We start from the raw sequence: 15,457 nt of genomic DNA on the forward strand, positions 1-15,457 counted from the left end.
GTCGATACGGACGGACGTGACCGCCGCACCCGGGATCGAGGACAGGAGCGTACGGCGCAGGGAATTGCCGAGGGTGTAACCGAAGCCCGGCTCCAGCGGCTCGATCACGAACCGGGAGCGGAACTCGTCGACGACCTCTTCGGTCAACGAGGGACGCTGAGCAATCAGCATGTGTGGATCAGATCCTTCAGTCGTGGGCGCCCGCTATTTGACACCCGACGTGAGCCGTCCCCGGCACAAAAGGGACGGGTACTGCAAGGGTACGGGCGATACGGCCCCTTTACGGAGCCGTACCGCCCGAAGACCGTGAACCCGAAGGCGTCGCGTCAGACGCGGCGGCGCTTCGGCGGGCGGCAGCCGTGCTGCGACATTGCGGGGGGCGACCCCCGCACCCCCAGCAGGATGCCGACCGGCTGAGCCGATGCGTCAGACGCGGCGGCGCTTCGGCGGGCGGCAGCCGTTGTGCGGGGTCGGCGTGACGTCCTGGATCGAGCCGACCTCGAGGCCGGTCGCCTGGAGGGAGCGGATCGCGGTCTCACGACCGGAGCCCGGGCCCTTGACGAAGACGTCGACCTTGCGCATGCCGTGCTCCTGGGCGCGGCGGGCAGCCGACTCGGCGGCCATCTGCGCGGCGAACGGCGTGGACTTCCGGGAGCCCTTGAAGCCGACGTGGCCGGCGGAGGCCCAGGAGATCACGTTACCGGACGGGTCCGTGATCGAGACGATCGTGTTGTTGAACGTGCTCTTGATGTGCGCGTGGCCGTGAGCGACGTTCTTCTTTTCCTTGCGGCGCACCTTCTTGGCAGCGCCCTGACGACCCTTGGGGGGCATCTATAACTCCTACGGGAGGTGGTCGGTCCTACAGCGAAGACCGTGGACAGGCGTCCGCTGTGGACTACTTCTTGCCCGGCTTCTTCTTGCCGGCGATGGCGCGACGCGGGCCCTTGCGGGTACGAGCGTTGGTGCTGGTGCGCTGACCGCGGACGGGCAGACCACGACGGTGACGGAGACCCTGGTAGGTACCGATCTCGACCTTGCGGCGGATGTCGGCCTGGACCTCGCGGCGGAGGTCACCCTCGGTCTTGATGTTGTTGTCGACGTACTCGCGGATCGCGACCAGCTGCTCCTCGGAGAGGTCCCGAACACGGGTGTTCGGGTCCACGCCGGTGGCGGCCAGCGTCTGCTGGGAGAGAGTCCGGCCGATGCCGAACACGTAGGTGAGGGCGATCTCCACGCGCTTTTCGCGCGGGATGTCAACACCGGAAACGCGTGCCATTCAATGGCTCCAGTTGCTTGTCGGAGGTCTTCCGCAGAACCGACTCCCAGCCGCCGTACCAGGTACGAACTGGGTCCCCAGCCTCCGAACCGGGGGTGTCAGGCGAACGCTCGTTCCCCTGGGTCCTGCGTATGAACAAATTCAGCTTGCGTCGCGCGAAACCCTGCGATGAATGCAGAGGGATCGGTCGTGCGTCAGCCCTGGCGCTGCTTGTGGCGCGGGTTGTCGCAGATGACCATGACCCGGCCGTGACGGCGGATCACCCTGCACTTGTCGCAGATCTTCTTGACGCTCGGCTTGACCTTCATGGTGAGGTTCTCCGGGTCAGTGCCGGCAGTCCCACCGCACGCGGCGGTGGGACACAGGCAAGATCTACTTGTAGCGGTAGACGATCCGGCCACGCGTCAGGTCGTACGGAGACAGCTCCACCACGACCCGGTCGTCAGGGAGGATGCGGATGTAGTGCATGCGCATCTTGCCGCTGATGTGTGCCAGGACCTGGTGGCCGTTCTGGAGCTCGACCTTGAACATGGCGTTCGGAAGAGACTCGACGACAGTGCCCTCGATCTCGATGGCACCTTGCTTCTTGGCCACGCTTCGCCCTTCGAATCGACTACCTTGATCGACTCTGTGCTGGCGCATGCAGGCATGCGGGTACACAAGAGCCGACGAGTCAGTCTACGACAGGGCCCTCGGAAACACGAATCGAGAGATCCTGCCCCGTGCCACAGATCCTTAAGCGCGCCCCGAAGGGACGCGAGGCTGTTCGACACGCGGCTCCACCGCATGGGCGCGGACAGCCCCTACGGGCCCGCAGCCGCAGACGGTGCTCAGCCCAGCGGATCGGGCGCGGCGGCGATTCCCAGCTCGGCGAGCTTCGCCTTGCCCCCGTCGGGACACGTCAGCACCAGCGGGCCCTCCTCCGTCAGCGCGACGGAGTGCTCCCAGTGGGAGGACCAGGTGCCGTCCGTCGTGATGACGGTCCAGTCGTCCTGGAGGACCTCCGTCTTCGGCGTCCCCAGGGACACCATCGGCTCGATCGCGAGGCAGAAGCCGGGCACCAGCTTCGGGCCCTTGCCGCGCCGCCGGTCGACGTAGTTCAGCAGGTGCGGGTCCATGTGCATCTCGGTGCCGATGCCGTGGCCGCCGTAGTCCTCGATGATCCCGTACTTGCCGCCGCCGGGCTTGGGCTGGCGGCGGATGTAGGTCTCGATGGCCCGGGAGACGTCGACCAGGCGGTTGCCCTGCTTCATGGCGGCGATGCCGGCCCACATCGACTCCTCGGTCACCCGGGAGAGCTCGACGAGCTCCGGAGCGTGACCGGAGCCCACGAAGGCCGTGTAGGCCGCGTCGCCGTGCCAGCCGTCGATGATCGCGCCGCAGTCGATGGAGATGACGTCCCCGTCCTTGAGGACGACGTCGTCGGAGGGGATTCCGTGGACGACGACCTCGTTGACCGAGGTGCAGATGGTCGCGGGGAAGCCGCCGTAGCCGAGGAAGTTCGGCTTGGCGTTGTGCTCGGCGAGCACCTTGCGCGCGACCTGGTCCAGATCCTTCGTCGTGGCCCCGGGCACGGCGGCCTCACGGGTCGCCGCGTGAATGGCTGCGACCACCAGCCCCGCCTCACGCATCTTGGCGATCTGCTCGGGGGTCTTGATCTGCACCATGGGAGCTACGGCCTTTCTGGACCTTCGGCGACTGCGGACGCCTTCAACGATACGGGGCCGTGCACCCGACCCCGCCCACACAGCAGCCGCGGCCCCCGAGGGGAACCGCGGCCGTAGCTGCGTACGGACGACTACTTGTCGTCCTCGCCACGCTTGAGCGCCTCCATGGCACGCGTCGTGACGTCCTCCACCTTGCCGAGCGCCGAGATCGTGACCACCAGGCCCTGGGCCTTGTAGTAGTCGATGATCGGCTCGGTCTGGGTGTGGTAGACCTCCAGCCGCGTCCGCACGGTCTCCTCGGAGTCGTCGTCCCGCTGGTACAGCTCGCCGCCGCAGACGTCGCAGACGCCGTCCTTGGCCGGCTGCTTGTACGTCACGTGGAAGACGTGCGAGGAGTCGTTGCGGCAGATGCGGCGGCCGGCGATCCGCTTGACGACCTCGTCCTCGGGGACCTCCAGGTCCAGCACCGCGTCGAGCTGCATGCTCTCGGTCTCGAGGAGCTCGTCGAGCGCCTCGGCCTGCGACACGTTGCGGGGGAAGCCGTCCAGCAGGAAACCGTTCTCGGCGTCCGGCTGCTCCATGCGGTCCTTCGCCATGGCGATGGTGACCTCGTCGGGCACCAGGTTGCCCGCGTCCATGTAGGACTTCGCCAGTTTGCCGAGTTCCGTCTGCCGACTGATGTTGGCCCGGAACAGGTCGCCCGTGGAGATGTGCGGGATCGACAGGTTCTTGGCCAGGAACGCGGCCTGCGTTCCCTTACCGGCGCCCGGCGGCCCGACGAGGACGATACGCATCAGCGGAGGAACCCTTCGTAATTGCGCTGCTGGAGCTGGCTCTCGATCTGCTTCACCGTCTCGAGACCGACACCCACGATGATCAGGATGCTCGTCCCGCCGAAGGGGAAGTTCTGGTTTGCCCCGAAACCGGCCAACGCCATCGTTGGCACAAGAGCGATCAGCCCCAAGTACAGCGAACCCGGCCAGGTGATCCGGTTGAGCACGTACGACAGGTACTCAGCGGTCGGTCGGCCAGCCCGGATGCCCGGGATGAAGCCACCATACTTCTTCATGTTGTCCGCGACTTCCTCGGGGTTGAACGAGATGGCCACGTAGAAGAAGGCGAAGAAGATGATCAGGAGGAAGTAGAGGACCATGTGCATCGGGGCGTCCGGCAGCGCGAGGTTCTTCTCGATCCAGATCTTCCAGCCGGAGTTGCCTCCGGCGAACTGTGCGATCAGCGCCGGGATGTAGAGCAGCGATGACGCGAAGATCACCGGGATGATGCCGGCCTGGTTGACCTTCAGCGGGATGTACGTCGAGGTACCCCCGTAGGACCGGCGGCCGATCATGCGCTTCGCGTACTGGACGGGAATCCGGCGCTGAGCCTGCTCGACGAAGACCACCAAGCCGATCACGACGAGGCCGACCAGGACGACCGTGCCGAACTCGATCCAGCCGTCGGCCAGGGAGCCCTGCTCCTTGATGGCCCACAGGGCGGACGGGAAGGTGGCGGCGATCGAGATGAACATCAGGATCGACATGCCGTTGCCGATACCGCGGTCGGTGATGAGCTCACCGAGCCACATCACGGCCGCCGTACCGGCGGTCATCGTGATGACCATGGTGATGGTGACGAAGACCGACTGGTCCGGCACGATCTGGCTGGCCACCGGGCAGCCCGAGAACAGGGCACCGCTGCGGGCGGTGGCGACGAGGCCGGTGCCCTGGAGGATGGCGAGGGCGATCGTCAGGTAACGCGTGTACTGCGTGATCTTCGCCGTACCGGCCTGGCCCTCTTTCTTGAGGGCTTCCAGACGCGGGATCACCACGGTCAGCAACTGCAGAATGATGCTCGCCGTGATGTACGGCATGATGCCCAGGGCGAAGATCGTGATCTGCAGCAGCGCGCCACCGCTGAACATGTTGACCAGGCCGAAGAGACCCTGGTTGGCCTGGGCGTTGTCGATACAGGTCTGGACGTTCCGGTAGTCGACGCCTGGGATCGGGATGTGTGTACCGACCCGGAAGACCACGATGATGCCGAGCGTGAAGAGCAGCTTCTTGCGCAGGTCGGGCGTCTTGAACGCCCGGGCGAACGCGGTGAGCACGGTGCCTCCTGCGACCCCCGCGCAACTGCGTCAAGGGTGACGGTCTTGAGGTTCGACGAATAGGTAACGGTCAACTGCCGCTCAGAGTGCCCGAAGTGAAGCACCCCGTGAAAAGAGGGCAGTGCAGGCCACCTTACCGGCGAGACTGCCGCCCTAGGAACGACCAACCGGGGATACCCCATATGTGGAGTATCCCCGGCCGGGATCGCTCAGGTCATCGAGATGCCTGTGGTGTTCAGACGAGCTCGGTGACGGAACCGCCGGCGGCGGTGATCTTCTCCTTGGCGGAGCCGGAGACGGCGTCGACCGTCACCTGCAGCGCCACGGAGATCTCGCCCTGGCCGAGGACCTTGACGAGGCTGTTCTTGCGAACGGCACCCTTGGCCACCAGACCCTCGACGGTGACCTCGCCACCCTCGGGGTAGAGCGCGGCCAGCTTGTCGAGGTTCACGACCTGGAACTCGGTCTTGAACGGGTTCTTGAAGCCCTTCAGCTTCGGGAGACGCATGTGGAGGGGCATCTGGCCACCCTCGAAGCGCTCCGGAACCTGGTAACGGGCCTTCGTGCCCTTGGTACCACGACCAGCCGTCTTACCCTTCGACGCCTCACCACGACCCACACGGGTCTTGGCGGTCTTGGCGCCCGGGGCGGGACGGAGGTTGTGGATCTTGAGCGGGTTGTTCTCCGCCATGATCAGTCGACCTCCTCGACCGTCACGAGGTGGCGGACGGTGTGCACCATGCCGCGGAACTCGGGGCGGTCCTCCTTGACGACCTGCGTGTTGATGCCCTTGAGACCAAGGGAACGCAGGGTGTCACGGTGGTTCTGCTTGCTGCCGATGTACGACTTCGTCTGCGTGATCTTGAGCTGAGCCATTACGCAGCACCAGCCCCGGCACGCGCACGCAGCAGAGCCGCGGGAGCGACGTCCTCGAGCGGCAGACCACGGCGGGCCGCGATCTCCTCGGGACGCTGCAGACCCTTCAGGGCCGCCACGGTCGCGTGCACGATGTTGATCGCGTTCGACGAACCGAGCGACTTCGACAGGATGTCGTGCACACCGGCGCACTCGAGCACGGCACGCACCGGACCACCGGCGATAACGCCGGTACCGGGGGAAGCAGGCTTGAGCAGGACGACGCCCGCGGCCTTCTCGCCCGTGATCGGGTGCGGGATGGTGCCCTGGATGCGGGGGACCTTGAAGAAGTGCTTCTTGGCCTCCTCAACACCCTTGGCGATGGCGGCCGGCACCTCCTTGGCCTTGCCGTATCCGACACCCACGGTGCCGTCACCGTCGCCCACCACGACCAGCGCGGTGAAGCTGAAGCGACGACCACCCTTCACAACCTTGGCGACGCGGTTGATCGCGACGACGCGCTCAACGTAAGCGGTCTTCTCGGCGGCAGCTGCGCCGCCGTCACGGCCCTTCCGGTCCCGCCGCTCGCCGCCACCGGCACCGCCACCGCGGCGCTGGGGTCCAGCCATTGGAATTACCTCTCTCTGTTTCCGCTAGCTACGCGCCAACGTTTTGTCGCTGACGCGACGGGCGACTCAGAACTTGAGTCCGGCCTCGCGGGCGGCGTCCGCCAGGGCGGCGATGCGCCCCGCGTACTGGTTACCACCACGGTCGAACACGACGGCCTCGACACCGGCGGCCTTGGCGCGCTCGGCGACCAGGGCGCCGACCTGCTTGGCCTGCGCGGACTTGTCGCCCTCGCCACCGCGGATCGAGGTGTCCAGGGTGGACGCCGACGCAAGGGTGTGCCCCTTGATGTCGTCGATCACCTGGGCCACGATGTGGCGGTTCGAGCGGGTAACGACCAGACGCGGACGCTCCGCCGTACCGTTGATGTGCTTACGGATCCGGATGTGGCGGCGCTTGATCGCGGCGCGCTTGTAGGCGTCGCCCTTAAGGATCTTCTGTCCGTATGCCATGGCTTACTTACCCGCCTTTCCGACCTTGCGGCGGATGACTTCGCCCTCGTACTTGACGCCCTTGGCCTTGTACGGGTCGGGCTTGCGGAGCTTGCGGATGTTGGCCGCGACCTCGCCGACCTTCTGCTTGTCGATGCCCTCGACCGAGAAACGGGTCGGGGACTCCACCTTGAAGGTGATGCCCTCGGGGGCCTCGACCAGGATCGGGTGGCTGTAGCCGAGGGAGAACTCCAGGTTGGAGCCCTTGGCCACGACACGGTAACCGACACCGCTGATTTCGAGCTTCTTGACGTATCCCTGGGTCACACCGGTGATCATGTTCGCCACCAGCGTGCGGGACAGGCCGTGCAGGGCCTTGCTCTGCCGCTCGTCGTTGGGCCGCAGCACCTGAAGGGTGCCGTCCTCGGCCTTCGCGATGTCGATCGGCGCGATGACGGTGTGGGTCAGTTCGCCCTTGGGGCCCTTGACCGCGACCGTACGGCCGTCGATGGTGACGTCCACGCCGGCGGGAACCGGGATGGGGAGCTTGCCGATACGCGACATTGCTGTCTCTCCTCCGTTCCCGAATTACCAGACGTAGGCGAGGACTTCCCCACCCACGCCCTTCTTCTGCGCCTGCTTGTCGGTCAGGAGCCCGTGGGACGTGGAGATGATCGCCACGCCCAGGCCGCCCAGAACCTTCGGCAGATTGGTGGACTTCGCGTACACCCGGAGACCGGGCTTCGAGATCCGCTTGATGCCCGCGATGGAGCGCTCACGGTTGGGGCCGAACTTCAGCTCCAGGACGAGGTTCTTGCCGACCTCGGCGTCCTCGACCTTCCAGCCCGTGATGAAGCCCTCCTGCTGGAGGATCTCCGCGATGTGCGACTTGATCTTGGACGCCGGCATCGTCACGGAGTCGTGGTACGCCGAGTTCGCGTTCCGCAGACGCGTCAGCATGTCTGCGATCGGATCAGTCATGGTCATGAATTGGCCTGTGGCCTCTCTCGCCGGGGTTTCCTGGTGCGCCATCCCTCTCCCCGATCCGAGACGGGACGGGTGCGGCGCGGTGGACCTACGGCGTAGTAAGTCGTAAGGGCGGCGGCAGACGCCCAACCCCACAAGCCTAAGGCATGTGGGCTGGGCGTCCTGCCGCCCCGGATGCTTACCGAGAGTCCTGCAAATCCCTTAAAAGGGGGATTACCAGGAGCTCTTGGTCACGCCCGGCAGCTCGCCGCGGTGAGCCATCTCACGAAGGCACACGCGGCACAGGCCGAACTTGCGGTACACGGAGTGCGGGCGGCCGCAGCGCTGGCAGCGGGTGTAGCCACGCACACCGAACTTGGGCTTGCGAGCAGCCTTAGCGATCAGAGCCTTCTTCGCCATCTCGCTCACGCCTCCTTGAAGGGGAAGCCGAGGTGACGAAGGAGCGCGCGGCCCTCAGCGTCGTTGGTCGCCGTGGTCACCACGGTGATGTCCATACCCCGGGTGCGGTCGATCTTGTCCTGGTCGATCTCGTGGAACATGACCTGCTCCGTGAGACCGAAGGTGTAGTTGCCACGGCCGTCGAACTGCTTGGGGGACAGGCCGCGGAAGTCGCGGATGCGCGGCAGCGCGAGCGACAGGGTGCGGTCCAGGAACTCCCACATGCGGTCGCCACGGAGCGTGACGTGGGCACCGATCGGCTGGCCCTCACGCAGCTTGAACTGCGCGATGGACTTGCGAGCCTTGGTGACGGCCGGCTTCTGACCGGTGATCGTGGTGAGGTCGCGGATGGCGCCCTCGATCAGCTTGGAGTCGCGGGCGGCGTCGCCCACACCCATGTTGACCACGATCTTGACGAGACCGGGGATCTGCATGACGTTCTCGTACTTGAACTCGTCGCGCAGCTTGCCCGTGATCTCGTCGCGGTACTTCTGCTTCAGACGCGGAGTGGTGGTGGTAGCCATCAGATGTCCTCACCCGTCCGCTTGGCAACGCGGATCTTGTTGCCTTCGTCGTCGAAGCGGTAACCGACGCGGGTCACGACCTTGTTGCCGTCCTTCTCCACGACCAGCTGGACGTTGGAGACGTGGATCGGCGCCTCGGTGGTGACGATGCCGCCGGCCTGCGAACCGCGAGCCGTCGGACCGGCCTTGGTGTGCTTCTTGACCCGGTTGACACCCTCGACCAGGACGCGGTCCTCACGGGGGAAGGCCGCGATGACCTTGCCCTGCTTGCCCTTGTCCTTACCGGTGATGACCTGGACCAGGTCGCCCTTCTTGATCTTCATGCTTACAGCACCTCCGGCGCGAGCGAGATGATCTTCATGAACTTCTTCTCGCGCAGCTCCCGGCCGACCGGGCCGAAGATACGGGTGCCACGAGGGTCGCCGTCGTTCTTGAGGATGACGGCGGCGTTCTCGTCGAAGCGGATGTACGAGCCGTCCGGACGGCGGCGCTCCTTGACGGTGCGAACGATGACCGCCTTGATGACGTCACCCTTCTTCACGTTGCCACCGGGGATCGCGTCCTTGACGGTGGCGACGATGACGTCACCGATACCCGCGTAGCGGCGACCGGAGCCACCGAGCACACGGATGCAAAGGATCTCCTTCGCACCAGTGTTGTCGGCGACACGCAGTCGCGACTCCTGCTGGATCACGTCTATCTCCTGATTGTCTGCCGGTTCCCGGGGCGGAGCGCGAAGGACTCACGCTTCGCCCCGAGCCTGGCGGAACGATGCCTAGGGGGTCCCCCTAGGAGGGATTACTTGGCCTTCTCGAGGATCTCGACGACGCGCCAGCGCTTGGTCGCGGACAGCGGCCGGGTCTCCATGAGGAGGACACGGTCGCCGACACCCGCGGCGTTCTGCTCGTCGTGGGCCTTGAGCTTGCTCGTACGGCGGATGACCTTGCCGTACAGCGCGTGCTTGACGCGGTCCTCGACGGCGACGACGACGGTCTTGTCCATCTTGTCGCTGACGACCAGACCCTCGCGGGTCTTGCGGAAACCGCGGTCCGTCTTGGTCTCTTCAGTCACGTTGCTCTCGCTCATCAGGCGCTCTCCACCGTCTCGATGCCCAGCTCGCGCTCACGCATCAGGGTGTAGATCCGCGCGATGTCCTTGCGGACGGCCTTGAGCCGACCGTGGTTCTCGAGCTGACCCGTCGCCGCCTGGAAGCGGAGGTTGAACAGCTCTTCCTTGGCCTCGCGGAGCTTGGCAAGGAGCTCCTCGTTGCCCAGCTCGCGCAGCTCGGACGCCTTGGTACCGGCCGACATCACGCTTCACCTGCCTCGCGCTTGACGATCTTGCACTTCATCGGCAGCTTGTGAGCCGCACGGGTCAGGGCCTCGCGCGCGATCTTCTCGTTGGGGTACGACAGCTCGAACATCACGCGTCCGGGCTTGACGTTGGCGATCCACCACTCAGGAGAACCCTTACCGGAACCCATGCGGGTCTCGGCGGGCTTCTTGGTGAGGGGGCGGTCCGGATAGATGTTGATCCAGACCTTGCCGCCACGCTTGATGTGGCGGGTCATGGCGATACGAGCGGCCTCGATCTGACGGTTCGTCACATACGCCGGGGTCAGCGCCTGGATGCCGTACTCGCCGAACGCGACCTCAGTACCACCCTTGGCCATACCACTGCGCTTGGGGTGGTGCTGCTTGCGGTGCTTGACCCTACGGGGGATCAGCATGTCGGTCAGGCCTCCGTTCCGGTGCTCTCAGCCGGAGCGGCAGCGGGAGCGTCGGCCTTGGGGGCCTCGGCAGCCGGAGCCTGCTGCGGCTTACGACCGCGCCCGCCACGCTCGCCACCACGGCCACCGCGGGCCGGGCGGTCAGCGCCACCACGGGCCGGGCGGTTACCCGCACGGGCGGCGGCGTTCTCGGCGCGGACCTCGGCGATGTTCTTGACGTCGCCCTTGTAGATCCAGACCTTCACGCCGATGCGGCCGAAGGTCGTCTTGGCCTCGAAGAAGCCGTAGTCCACGTTCGCGCGGAGCGTGTGCAGGGGCACACGGCCCTCGCGGTAGAACTCCGAGCGGGACATCTCGGCGCCACCGAGGCGGCCACCGCACTGGATCTTGATGCCCTTGGCGCCGGCCTTCATCGTGCCCTGCATGCTCTTACGCATGGCGCGACGGAAGGAGACGCGGGAGGAGAGCTGCTCGGCGACGGCCTGGGCAACCAGCTGAGCGTCCGTCTCGGGGCTCTTGACCTCGAGGATGTTCAGCTGGACCTGCTTGCCCGTGAGCTTCTCGAGGTCACCGCGGATGCGGTCGGCCTCGGCGCCACGGCGGCCGATGACGATGCCCGGACGAGCGGTGTGGATGTCCACACGCACACGGTCACGGGTGCGCTCGATCTCGACCTTGGAGATGCCGGCGCGCTCCATGCCGGACGTCATCATCCGGCGGATGGCGACGTCTTCCTTGACGTAGTCCTTGTACAGCTTGTCGGCGTACCAACGCGACTTGAAGTCGGTCGTGACACCGAGCCGGAACCCGTGCGGGTTTACCTTCTGGCCCATTACCGGGTTCCTTCCTTGCTGCTGACGACCACGGTGATGTGGCTGGTCCGCTTGCGGATCCGGTAGGCACGGCCCTGGGCGCGCGGACGGAACCGCTTCAGGGTCGGGCCCTCGTCGACGTACGCCTCGGAGATGTAGAGGCTGTCGACATCGGTGTGGTCGTAGTTGTGCGCGGCGTTGGCGATGGCGCTGTCCAGCACCTTGCCGACCGGCACGCTCGCGGCCTGCGGGGCGAAACGCAGGACCGCCTGAGCCTCCGTGGCGTTGAGGCCACGGATGAGGTCCACCACGCGGCGGGCCTTCATGGGCGTGACGCGGATGTACCGCGCCTGGGCCCTGGCTTCCATGGTTGTCCTTCCAGTGTCTGTCATGGTCATTCCACCCCGCGCTTAGCGGCGCTTCGACTTCCGGTCGTCCTTGACGTGACCCCGGAAGGTGCGGGTCGGCGAGAACTCGCCGAGCTTGTGGCCGACCATCGACTCGGTGACGAACACCGGAATGTGGGTCTTGCCGTTGTGCACCGCGAGCGTGTGGCCGAGCATGGCCGGCACGATCATCGAGCGACGGGACCAGGTCTTGATGACGTTCTTGGTGCCGGCTTCGTTCTGGGCGTCCACCTTCTTGATCAGGTGGTCGTCGACGAAGGGCCCCTTCTTCAAGCTACGAGGCATCTCAACCCGTCCTTAGCGCTTCTTGTTCGTCTTGCGGCGGCGGACGATGTACTTGTTCGACGCCTTCTTGGGCGAACGAGTACGGCCTTCCTTCTTGCCCCACGGGGACACCGGGTGACGACCACCCGAGGTACGGCCCTCGCCACCACCGTGCGGGTGGTCCACCGGGTTCATGACCACACCACGCACGGTCGGGCGAACGCCCAGCCAGCGCTTACGGCCCGCCTTACCCCAGTTGATGTTGCTCTGTTCGGCGTTGCCCACCTCACCGACGGTGGCGCGGCAGCGCACGTCGACCAGGCGGATCTCACCGGACGGCATGCGCAGGTGGGCCATGGAGCCCTCCTTCGCGAGCAGCTGCACGGAGGCGCCGGCGGAGCGGGCGAACTTCGCGCCGCCGCCCGGACGCAGCTCGATGGCGTGCAGCGTGGTACCGACCGGGATGTTGCGCAGGGCAAGGTTGTTGCCCGGCTTGATGTCGGCCCCGGGACCGTTCTCGACGCGGTCACCCTGCTGCAGGTTGCGCGGGGCGAGGATGTAGCGCTTCTCGCCGTCGGCGTAGTGCAGCAGCGCGATGCGCGCGGTGCGGTTGGGGTCGTACTCGATGTGCGCGACCTTCGCCGGCACGCCGTCCTTGTCGTGACGACGGAAGTCGATCACGCGGTAGGCGCGCTTGTGGCCACCACCCTGGTGGCGGACGGTCACACGACCGGAGTTGTTACGGCCACCCTTGCTGTGCAGGGGGCGGACCAACGACTTCTCCGGCGTGGACCGCGTGACCTCGACGAAGTCGGCGACGCTCGAGCCACGACGGCCCGGCGTAGTCGGCTTGTACTTGCGGATTCCCATTTCTCAGTCCTCGTCCGATATCGGACGATCCGGACCGCCCTCAGGCGGTCGGACCGCCGAAGATGTCGATACGGTCGCCCTCTGCGAGGGTCACGATCGCGCGCTTGGTGGACGCGCGCTGGCCGAAGCCCGTGCGGGTCCGCTTGCGCTTGCCCTGGCGGTTGATCGTGTTGACCCCGGTGACCTTGACCGAGAAGACCGACTGCACGGCCTGCTTGATCTGGGTCTTGTTGGCGTTCGGGGCGACGATGAACGTGTACTTGCCCTCGTCGAGGAGCGCGTAGCTCTTCTCGGAGACGACCGGCTTGAGCAGCACGTCACGGGGGTCCGTGAAGGACTTGCTCAGCGGGGTCTCGACGGTGTTCTTGCCCTCGGCGGCGTGGCGGCGCGCCTTGGCGACGCGCGCGGCCTTGGCCTTCTTCGCCGCCTTGGAGGCGATAGCGGGGTGACGGATAGCCATCAGACCTCGCTCCCTTCGGTGTCATTGGCCTTCGGGCCGGACACGAAGGACTCGAAGGCGGCCTTGGTGAAGACCACGTCGTCCGAGACGAGAACGTCGTACGTGTTCAGCTGGCCCGGCTCCAGGATGTGGACCTGGGGCAGGTTGCGGGCGGACAGCCACGCGGCCTCGTCGGCGCGGTCGATGACCAGGAGCAGGTTCTTGCGCTCGCTGATCTTGCCGAAGAGGGTCTTCGCGGCCTTCGTCGAGGGGCTCTCGCCCTCGATGACGCCGGAGACGACGTGGATGCGGTTGTTGCGGGCCCGGTCGGTGAGGGCGTGGCGCAGGGCCGCGGCCTTCATCTTCTTCGGGGTCCGCTGCGAGTAGTCACGCGGCGTGGGGCCGTGGACGACGCCACCGCCGGCGAACTGCGGCGCACGGGTCGAGCCCTGACGGGCGCGGCCGGTGCCCTTCTGGCGGTACGGCTTCCTACCGCCACCGCGGACCTCGCCACGACGCTTGACCTTGTGCGTGCCCTGACGGGCAGCGGCCAGCTGTGCGACGACGACCTGGTGAAGCAGCGGAATGCTGATCTTCTCTACGTCGAAGATCTCGGCCGGGAGCTCAACGGTCCCGGCGGTGTCGCCGGAGGGCGACAGAATGTCAATGGTGCTCATAGTCCTCAGGCCCCCTTGGCCGCGGTGCGGACCAGGACGAGGCCGCCGTTCGGACCAGGTACCGCGCCCTTGATGAGGAGCAGGCCCTTCTCCGCGTCAACGGCGTGAACGGTCAGGTTCTGGGTGGTGACCCGCTCGTTGCCCATGCGACCCGCCATGCGGAGGCCCTTGAACACACGGCCCGGGGTGGCACAGCCACCGATGGAGCCGGGAGAGCGGTGCTTGCGCTGGGTGCCGTGTCCGGCGCCGAGGCCCTTGAAGTTGTGACGCTTCATGACACCGGCGAAGCCCTTGCCCTTGCTCTTGCCGGTCACGTCGACCTTGATGCCGGCCTCGAACACCTCAGCGGTGATCTCCTGGCCGAGGGTGTACTCGCTGGCGTCAGCGGTACGGATCTCGACGAGGTGGCGGCGGGGAGTGACGTCGGCCTTGGCGAAGTGGCCCTTGAGGGGCTTGTTCACCTTGCGCGGGTCGATCTCGCCGAACGCGATCTGGACGGACTCGTAGCCGTCGGTGTCGTTCGTGCGGACCTGGGTGACGACGTTGGGGCCGGCCTTGACGACGGTGACCGGGACGACACGGTTGTTCGCGTCCCACACCTGCGTCATGCCGAGCTTCTCGCCCAGGATGCCCTTGATCTGCTTAGCCATCGTTCAGATCACCGGCCTCAGAGCTTGATCTCGATGTCGACACCGGCCGGGAGGTCGAGTCGCATCAGAGAGTCAACGGTCTTGGGGGTCGGGTCGAGGATGTCGATCAGGCGCTTGTGCGTGCGCATCTCGAAGTGCTCGCGCGAGTCCTTGTACTTGTGCGGCGACTTGATGACGCAGTACACGTTCTTCTCAGTGGGCAGCGGCACCGGGCCCGCGACCGACGCACCAGTGCGAGTCACCGTCTCGACGATCTTCTTCGCCGAAGAGTCGATGACCTCGTGGTCGTAGGCCTTGAGCCGGATGCGGATCTTCTGTCCCGCCATGGCTACTAGTAGTCCTGTCTCTCGTAACGCTCTGGAACCCGGTGTTCACTTCGTTCTCTCCGACCCACGCGGTCGGGCGTGTCGCTCTTCCGCTGACACAGATGCCCCTTGTTCGAACATCCCTCCAGGGATTGCGCACGGCCCTTCCGGAACCGCAGACCGGGACCTAGAAGGCCACCGGGTGCCTGGTCGGTGCCGCACTGACACTTCCCGGAAGATTCCCGTACGTCCGCCCCAGCGCTGCCGTGGTGGCAGTTAGGGCGACGAGTACTGTGGGACTCGCTTCCGGTCCCCCCGGCGGGAGGCGCGCAGCATCAACACTCGACCGAGCAACTCGGACAGTCTGCCATATGGGGCAGGGCCGACGCCAA

28 protein-coding genes and 1 pseudogene are annotated in these 15,457 nt (G+C 66.1%); all 29 read right to left on the reverse strand.

All coding sequences use genetic code 11. From position 1 onward, the window contains the following. Positions 1-171: pseudogene (locus QNO09_RS32450) on the reverse strand (DNA-directed RNA polymerase subunit alpha); the annotation flags it as partial. 255 nt (positions 172-426) lie between these two features. Beyond that, entirely contained in the window at positions 427-831 is a 405-nt protein-coding gene (gene rpsK / locus QNO09_RS32455; protein ID WP_003956432.1) for a 30S ribosomal protein S11, read from the reverse strand. 64 nt (positions 832-895) lie between these two features. After that, positions 896-1,276: a 30S ribosomal protein S13 gene (rpsM, locus tag QNO09_RS32460; protein ID WP_003974244.1), complete on the reverse strand. Its 381-nt coding sequence runs from the start codon at positions 1,274-1,276 to the stop codon at positions 896-898. Positions 1,277-1,470: 194 nt separating this feature from the next. Further along, the gene (gene rpmJ / locus QNO09_RS32465) at positions 1,471-1,584 is read right to left on the reverse strand and encodes a 50S ribosomal protein L36 (protein WP_003974245.1); all 114 of its coding nucleotides are present in this window, start codon (positions 1,582-1,584) and stop codon (positions 1,471-1,473) included. Positions 1,585-1,648: 64 nt separating this feature from the next. Next, on the reverse strand, positions 1,649-1,870 hold the full coding sequence (gene infA / locus QNO09_RS32470; RefSeq protein WP_003948620.1) for a translation initiation factor IF-1: 222 nt from the start codon (positions 1,868-1,870) through the stop codon (positions 1,649-1,651). 236 nt (positions 1,871-2,106) lie between these two features. Continuing rightward, on the reverse strand, positions 2,107-2,943 hold the full coding sequence (gene map, locus QNO09_RS32475) for a type I methionyl aminopeptidase (protein WP_283973834.1): 837 nt from the start codon (positions 2,941-2,943) through the stop codon (positions 2,107-2,109). Between the two features lie 131 nt (positions 2,944-3,074). Then, positions 3,075-3,737 (reverse strand): adenylate kinase, encoded by a 663-nt coding sequence (locus QNO09_RS32480; protein ID WP_266455466.1) that lies wholly within the window; start codon positions 3,735-3,737, stop codon positions 3,075-3,077. Then, positions 3,737-5,050, reverse strand: a complete 1,314-nt coding sequence (gene secY, locus QNO09_RS32485) for a preprotein translocase subunit SecY (RefSeq protein ID WP_283973835.1) — start codon at positions 5,048-5,050, stop codon at positions 3,737-3,739. The genes QNO09_RS32480 and secY overlap by 1 nt, the downstream gene beginning before the upstream one ends. A gap of 235 nt (positions 5,051-5,285) precedes the next feature. Beyond that, positions 5,286-5,741 (reverse strand): 50S ribosomal protein L15, encoded by a 456-nt coding sequence (gene rplO, locus QNO09_RS32490; protein WP_031141307.1) that lies wholly within the window; start codon positions 5,739-5,741, stop codon positions 5,286-5,288. Between the two features lie 2 nt (positions 5,742-5,743). Then, on the reverse strand, positions 5,744-5,926 hold the full coding sequence (gene rpmD / locus QNO09_RS32495) for a 50S ribosomal protein L30 (RefSeq protein ID WP_005481207.1): 183 nt from the start codon (positions 5,924-5,926) through the stop codon (positions 5,744-5,746). Beyond that, positions 5,926-6,534: a 30S ribosomal protein S5 gene (rpsE, locus tag QNO09_RS32500; protein ID WP_007384078.1), complete on the reverse strand. Its 609-nt coding sequence runs from the start codon at positions 6,532-6,534 to the stop codon at positions 5,926-5,928. Before rpsE ends, rpmD begins: the two co-directional genes overlap by 1 nt. A gap of 66 nt (positions 6,535-6,600) precedes the next feature. Beyond that, positions 6,601-6,984 (reverse strand): 50S ribosomal protein L18, encoded by a 384-nt coding sequence (rplR, locus tag QNO09_RS32505; RefSeq protein ID WP_007494754.1) that lies wholly within the window; start codon positions 6,982-6,984, stop codon positions 6,601-6,603. A 3-nt stretch (positions 6,985-6,987) separates the two neighbouring features. Beyond that, entirely contained in the window at positions 6,988-7,527 is a 540-nt protein-coding gene (gene rplF, locus QNO09_RS32510) for a 50S ribosomal protein L6 (protein ID WP_003992368.1), read from the reverse strand. Positions 7,528-7,551: 24 nt separating this feature from the next. Then, positions 7,552-7,950 carry a 30S ribosomal protein S8 gene (gene rpsH, locus QNO09_RS32515; protein ID WP_030839654.1) on the reverse strand — a complete coding sequence of 133 codons (399 nt, stop codon included), beginning with the start codon at positions 7,948-7,950 and terminating at the stop codon, positions 7,552-7,554. 213 nt (positions 7,951-8,163) lie between these two features. Further along, positions 8,164-8,349 (reverse strand): type Z 30S ribosomal protein S14, encoded by a 186-nt coding sequence (locus tag QNO09_RS32520; RefSeq protein ID WP_003948630.1) that lies wholly within the window; start codon positions 8,347-8,349, stop codon positions 8,164-8,166. Between the two features lie 5 nt (positions 8,350-8,354). Then, positions 8,355-8,912 (reverse strand): 50S ribosomal protein L5, encoded by a 558-nt coding sequence (gene rplE, locus QNO09_RS32525; RefSeq protein ID WP_283973836.1) that lies wholly within the window; start codon positions 8,910-8,912, stop codon positions 8,355-8,357. Continuing rightward, entirely contained in the window at positions 8,912-9,235 is a 324-nt protein-coding gene (gene rplX, locus QNO09_RS32530) for a 50S ribosomal protein L24 (RefSeq protein WP_003992365.1), read from the reverse strand. The genes rplE and rplX overlap by 1 nt, the downstream gene beginning before the upstream one ends. Before the next feature lie 2 nt (positions 9,236-9,237). Continuing rightward, positions 9,238-9,606 (reverse strand): 50S ribosomal protein L14, encoded by a 369-nt coding sequence (gene rplN, locus QNO09_RS32535; RefSeq protein ID WP_003992364.1) that lies wholly within the window; start codon positions 9,604-9,606, stop codon positions 9,238-9,240. Positions 9,607-9,710: 104 nt separating this feature from the next. Beyond that, the gene (gene rpsQ / locus QNO09_RS32540) at positions 9,711-9,998 is read right to left on the reverse strand and encodes a 30S ribosomal protein S17 (RefSeq protein ID WP_030839660.1); all 288 of its coding nucleotides are present in this window, start codon (positions 9,996-9,998) and stop codon (positions 9,711-9,713) included. Beyond that, complete coding sequence (rpmC, locus tag QNO09_RS32545) at positions 9,998-10,222, reverse strand: 50S ribosomal protein L29 (protein ID WP_003974259.1); 225 nt, start codon at positions 10,220-10,222, stop codon at positions 9,998-10,000. The genes rpsQ and rpmC overlap by 1 nt, the downstream gene beginning before the upstream one ends. Continuing rightward, on the reverse strand, positions 10,222-10,641 hold the full coding sequence (gene rplP / locus QNO09_RS32550; protein WP_030839663.1) for a 50S ribosomal protein L16: 420 nt from the start codon (positions 10,639-10,641) through the stop codon (positions 10,222-10,224). Before rplP ends, rpmC begins: the two co-directional genes overlap by 1 nt. A gap of 5 nt (positions 10,642-10,646) precedes the next feature. Beyond that, a complete protein-coding gene (gene rpsC / locus QNO09_RS32555; protein WP_030860973.1) occupies positions 10,647-11,474 on the reverse strand; it encodes a 30S ribosomal protein S3 in 828 nt (275 codons plus the stop codon). Then, positions 11,474-11,821 (reverse strand): 50S ribosomal protein L22, encoded by a 348-nt coding sequence (gene rplV / locus QNO09_RS32560; protein ID WP_010036727.1) that lies wholly within the window; start codon positions 11,819-11,821, stop codon positions 11,474-11,476. The genes rpsC and rplV overlap by 1 nt, the downstream gene beginning before the upstream one ends. Positions 11,822-11,863: 42 nt before the next feature. After that, on the reverse strand, positions 11,864-12,145 hold the full coding sequence (rpsS, locus tag QNO09_RS32565) for a 30S ribosomal protein S19 (RefSeq protein ID WP_003992359.1): 282 nt from the start codon (positions 12,143-12,145) through the stop codon (positions 11,864-11,866). 12 nt (positions 12,146-12,157) lie between these two features. Then, a complete protein-coding gene (gene rplB, locus QNO09_RS32570; protein ID WP_145867745.1) occupies positions 12,158-12,994 on the reverse strand; it encodes a 50S ribosomal protein L2 in 837 nt (278 codons plus the stop codon). 40 nt (positions 12,995-13,034) lie between these two features. Then, positions 13,035-13,454, reverse strand: coding sequence for a 50S ribosomal protein L23 (gene rplW, locus QNO09_RS32575; protein ID WP_283973837.1), 420 nt, complete (start codon positions 13,452-13,454; stop codon positions 13,035-13,037). Continuing rightward, the gene (gene rplD, locus QNO09_RS32580) at positions 13,454-14,110 is read right to left on the reverse strand and encodes a 50S ribosomal protein L4 (RefSeq protein ID WP_283973838.1); all 657 of its coding nucleotides are present in this window, start codon (positions 14,108-14,110) and stop codon (positions 13,454-13,456) included. Before rplD ends, rplW begins: the two co-directional genes overlap by 1 nt. Before the next feature lie 5 nt (positions 14,111-14,115). Further along, positions 14,116-14,760, reverse strand: a complete 645-nt coding sequence (gene rplC / locus QNO09_RS32585; protein ID WP_102909540.1) for a 50S ribosomal protein L3 — start codon at positions 14,758-14,760, stop codon at positions 14,116-14,118. Positions 14,761-14,777: 17 nt separating this feature from the next. Further along, positions 14,778-15,086, reverse strand: a complete 309-nt coding sequence (rpsJ, locus tag QNO09_RS32590; protein WP_003948644.1) for a 30S ribosomal protein S10 — start codon at positions 15,084-15,086, stop codon at positions 14,778-14,780. Positions 15,087-15,457 lie beyond the last annotated feature (371 nt).

It is taken from the genome of Streptomyces sp. 378, assembly GCF_030124145.1.
Classification (GTDB): domain Bacteria; phylum Actinomycetota; class Actinomycetes; order Streptomycetales; family Streptomycetaceae; genus Streptomyces.

Bases quoted from the DNA above. Each gene is read 5' to 3' on its own strand.
- rpsK (WP_003956432.1), bottom strand. From the start codon at position 831: ATGCCCCCCAAGGGTCGTCAGGGCGCTGCCAAGAAGGTGCGCCGCAAG.
- rpsM (WP_003974244.1), bottom strand. From the start codon at position 1,276: ATGGCACGCGTTTCCGGTGTTGACATCCCGCGCGAAAAGCGCGTGGAG.
- rpmJ (WP_003974245.1), bottom strand. From the start codon at position 1,584: ATGAAGGTCAAGCCGAGCGTCAAGAAGATCTGCGACAAGTGCAGGGTG.
- map (WP_283973834.1), bottom strand. From the start codon at position 2,943: ATGGTGCAGATCAAGACCCCCGAGCAGATCGCCAAGATGCGTGAGGCG.
- QNO09_RS32480 (WP_266455466.1), bottom strand. From the start codon at position 3,737: ATGCGTATCGTCCTCGTCGGGCCGCCGGGCGCCGGTAAGGGAACGCAG.
- rplO (WP_031141307.1), bottom strand. From the start codon at position 5,741: ATGGCGGAGAACAACCCGCTCAAGATCCACAACCTCCGTCCCGCCCCG.
- rpmD (WP_005481207.1), bottom strand. From the start codon at position 5,926: ATGGCTCAGCTCAAGATCACGCAGACGAAGTCGTACATCGGCAGCAAG.
- rpsE (WP_007384078.1), bottom strand. From the start codon at position 6,534: ATGGCTGGACCCCAGCGCCGCGGTGGCGGTGCCGGTGGCGGCGAGCGG.
- rplR (WP_007494754.1), bottom strand. From the start codon at position 6,984: ATGGCATACGGACAGAAGATCCTTAAGGGCGACGCCTACAAGCGCGCC.
- rplF (WP_003992368.1), bottom strand. From the start codon at position 7,527: ATGTCGCGTATCGGCAAGCTCCCCATCCCGGTTCCCGCCGGCGTGGAC.
- rpsH (WP_030839654.1), bottom strand. From the start codon at position 7,950: ATGACCATGACTGATCCGATCGCAGACATGCTGACGCGTCTGCGGAAC.
- QNO09_RS32520 (WP_003948630.1), bottom strand. From the start codon at position 8,349: ATGGCGAAGAAGGCTCTGATCGCTAAGGCTGCTCGCAAGCCCAAGTTC.
- rplE (WP_283973836.1), bottom strand. From the start codon at position 8,912: ATGGCTACCACCACCACTCCGCGTCTGAAGCAGAAGTACCGCGACGAG.
- rplX (WP_003992365.1), bottom strand. From the start codon at position 9,235: ATGAAGATCAAGAAGGGCGACCTGGTCCAGGTCATCACCGGTAAGGAC.
- rpsQ (WP_030839660.1), bottom strand. From the start codon at position 9,998: ATGAGCGAGAGCAACGTGACTGAAGAGACCAAGACGGACCGCGGTTTC.
- rpmC (WP_003974259.1), bottom strand. From the start codon at position 10,222: ATGTCGGCCGGTACCAAGGCGTCCGAGCTGCGCGAGCTGGGCAACGAG.
- rplP (WP_030839663.1), bottom strand. From the start codon at position 10,641: ATGCTGATCCCCCGTAGGGTCAAGCACCGCAAGCAGCACCACCCCAAG.
- rpsC (WP_030860973.1), bottom strand. From the start codon at position 11,474: ATGGGCCAGAAGGTAAACCCGCACGGGTTCCGGCTCGGTGTCACGACC.
- rplV (WP_010036727.1), bottom strand. From the start codon at position 11,821: ATGGAAGCCAGGGCCCAGGCGCGGTACATCCGCGTCACGCCCATGAAG.
- rpsS (WP_003992359.1), bottom strand. From the start codon at position 12,145: ATGCCTCGTAGCTTGAAGAAGGGGCCCTTCGTCGACGACCACCTGATC.
- rplB (WP_145867745.1), bottom strand. From the start codon at position 12,994: ATGGGAATCCGCAAGTACAAGCCGACTACGCCGGGCCGTCGTGGCTCG.
- rplW (WP_283973837.1), bottom strand. From the start codon at position 13,454: ATGGCTATCCGTCACCCCGCTATCGCCTCCAAGGCGGCGAAGAAGGCC.
- rplD (WP_283973838.1), bottom strand. From the start codon at position 14,110: ATGAGCACCATTGACATTCTGTCGCCCTCCGGCGACACCGCCGGGACC.
- rplC (WP_102909540.1), bottom strand. From the start codon at position 14,760: ATGGCTAAGCAGATCAAGGGCATCCTGGGCGAGAAGCTCGGCATGACG.
- rpsJ (WP_003948644.1), bottom strand. From the start codon at position 15,086: ATGGCGGGACAGAAGATCCGCATCCGGCTCAAGGCCTACGACCACGAG.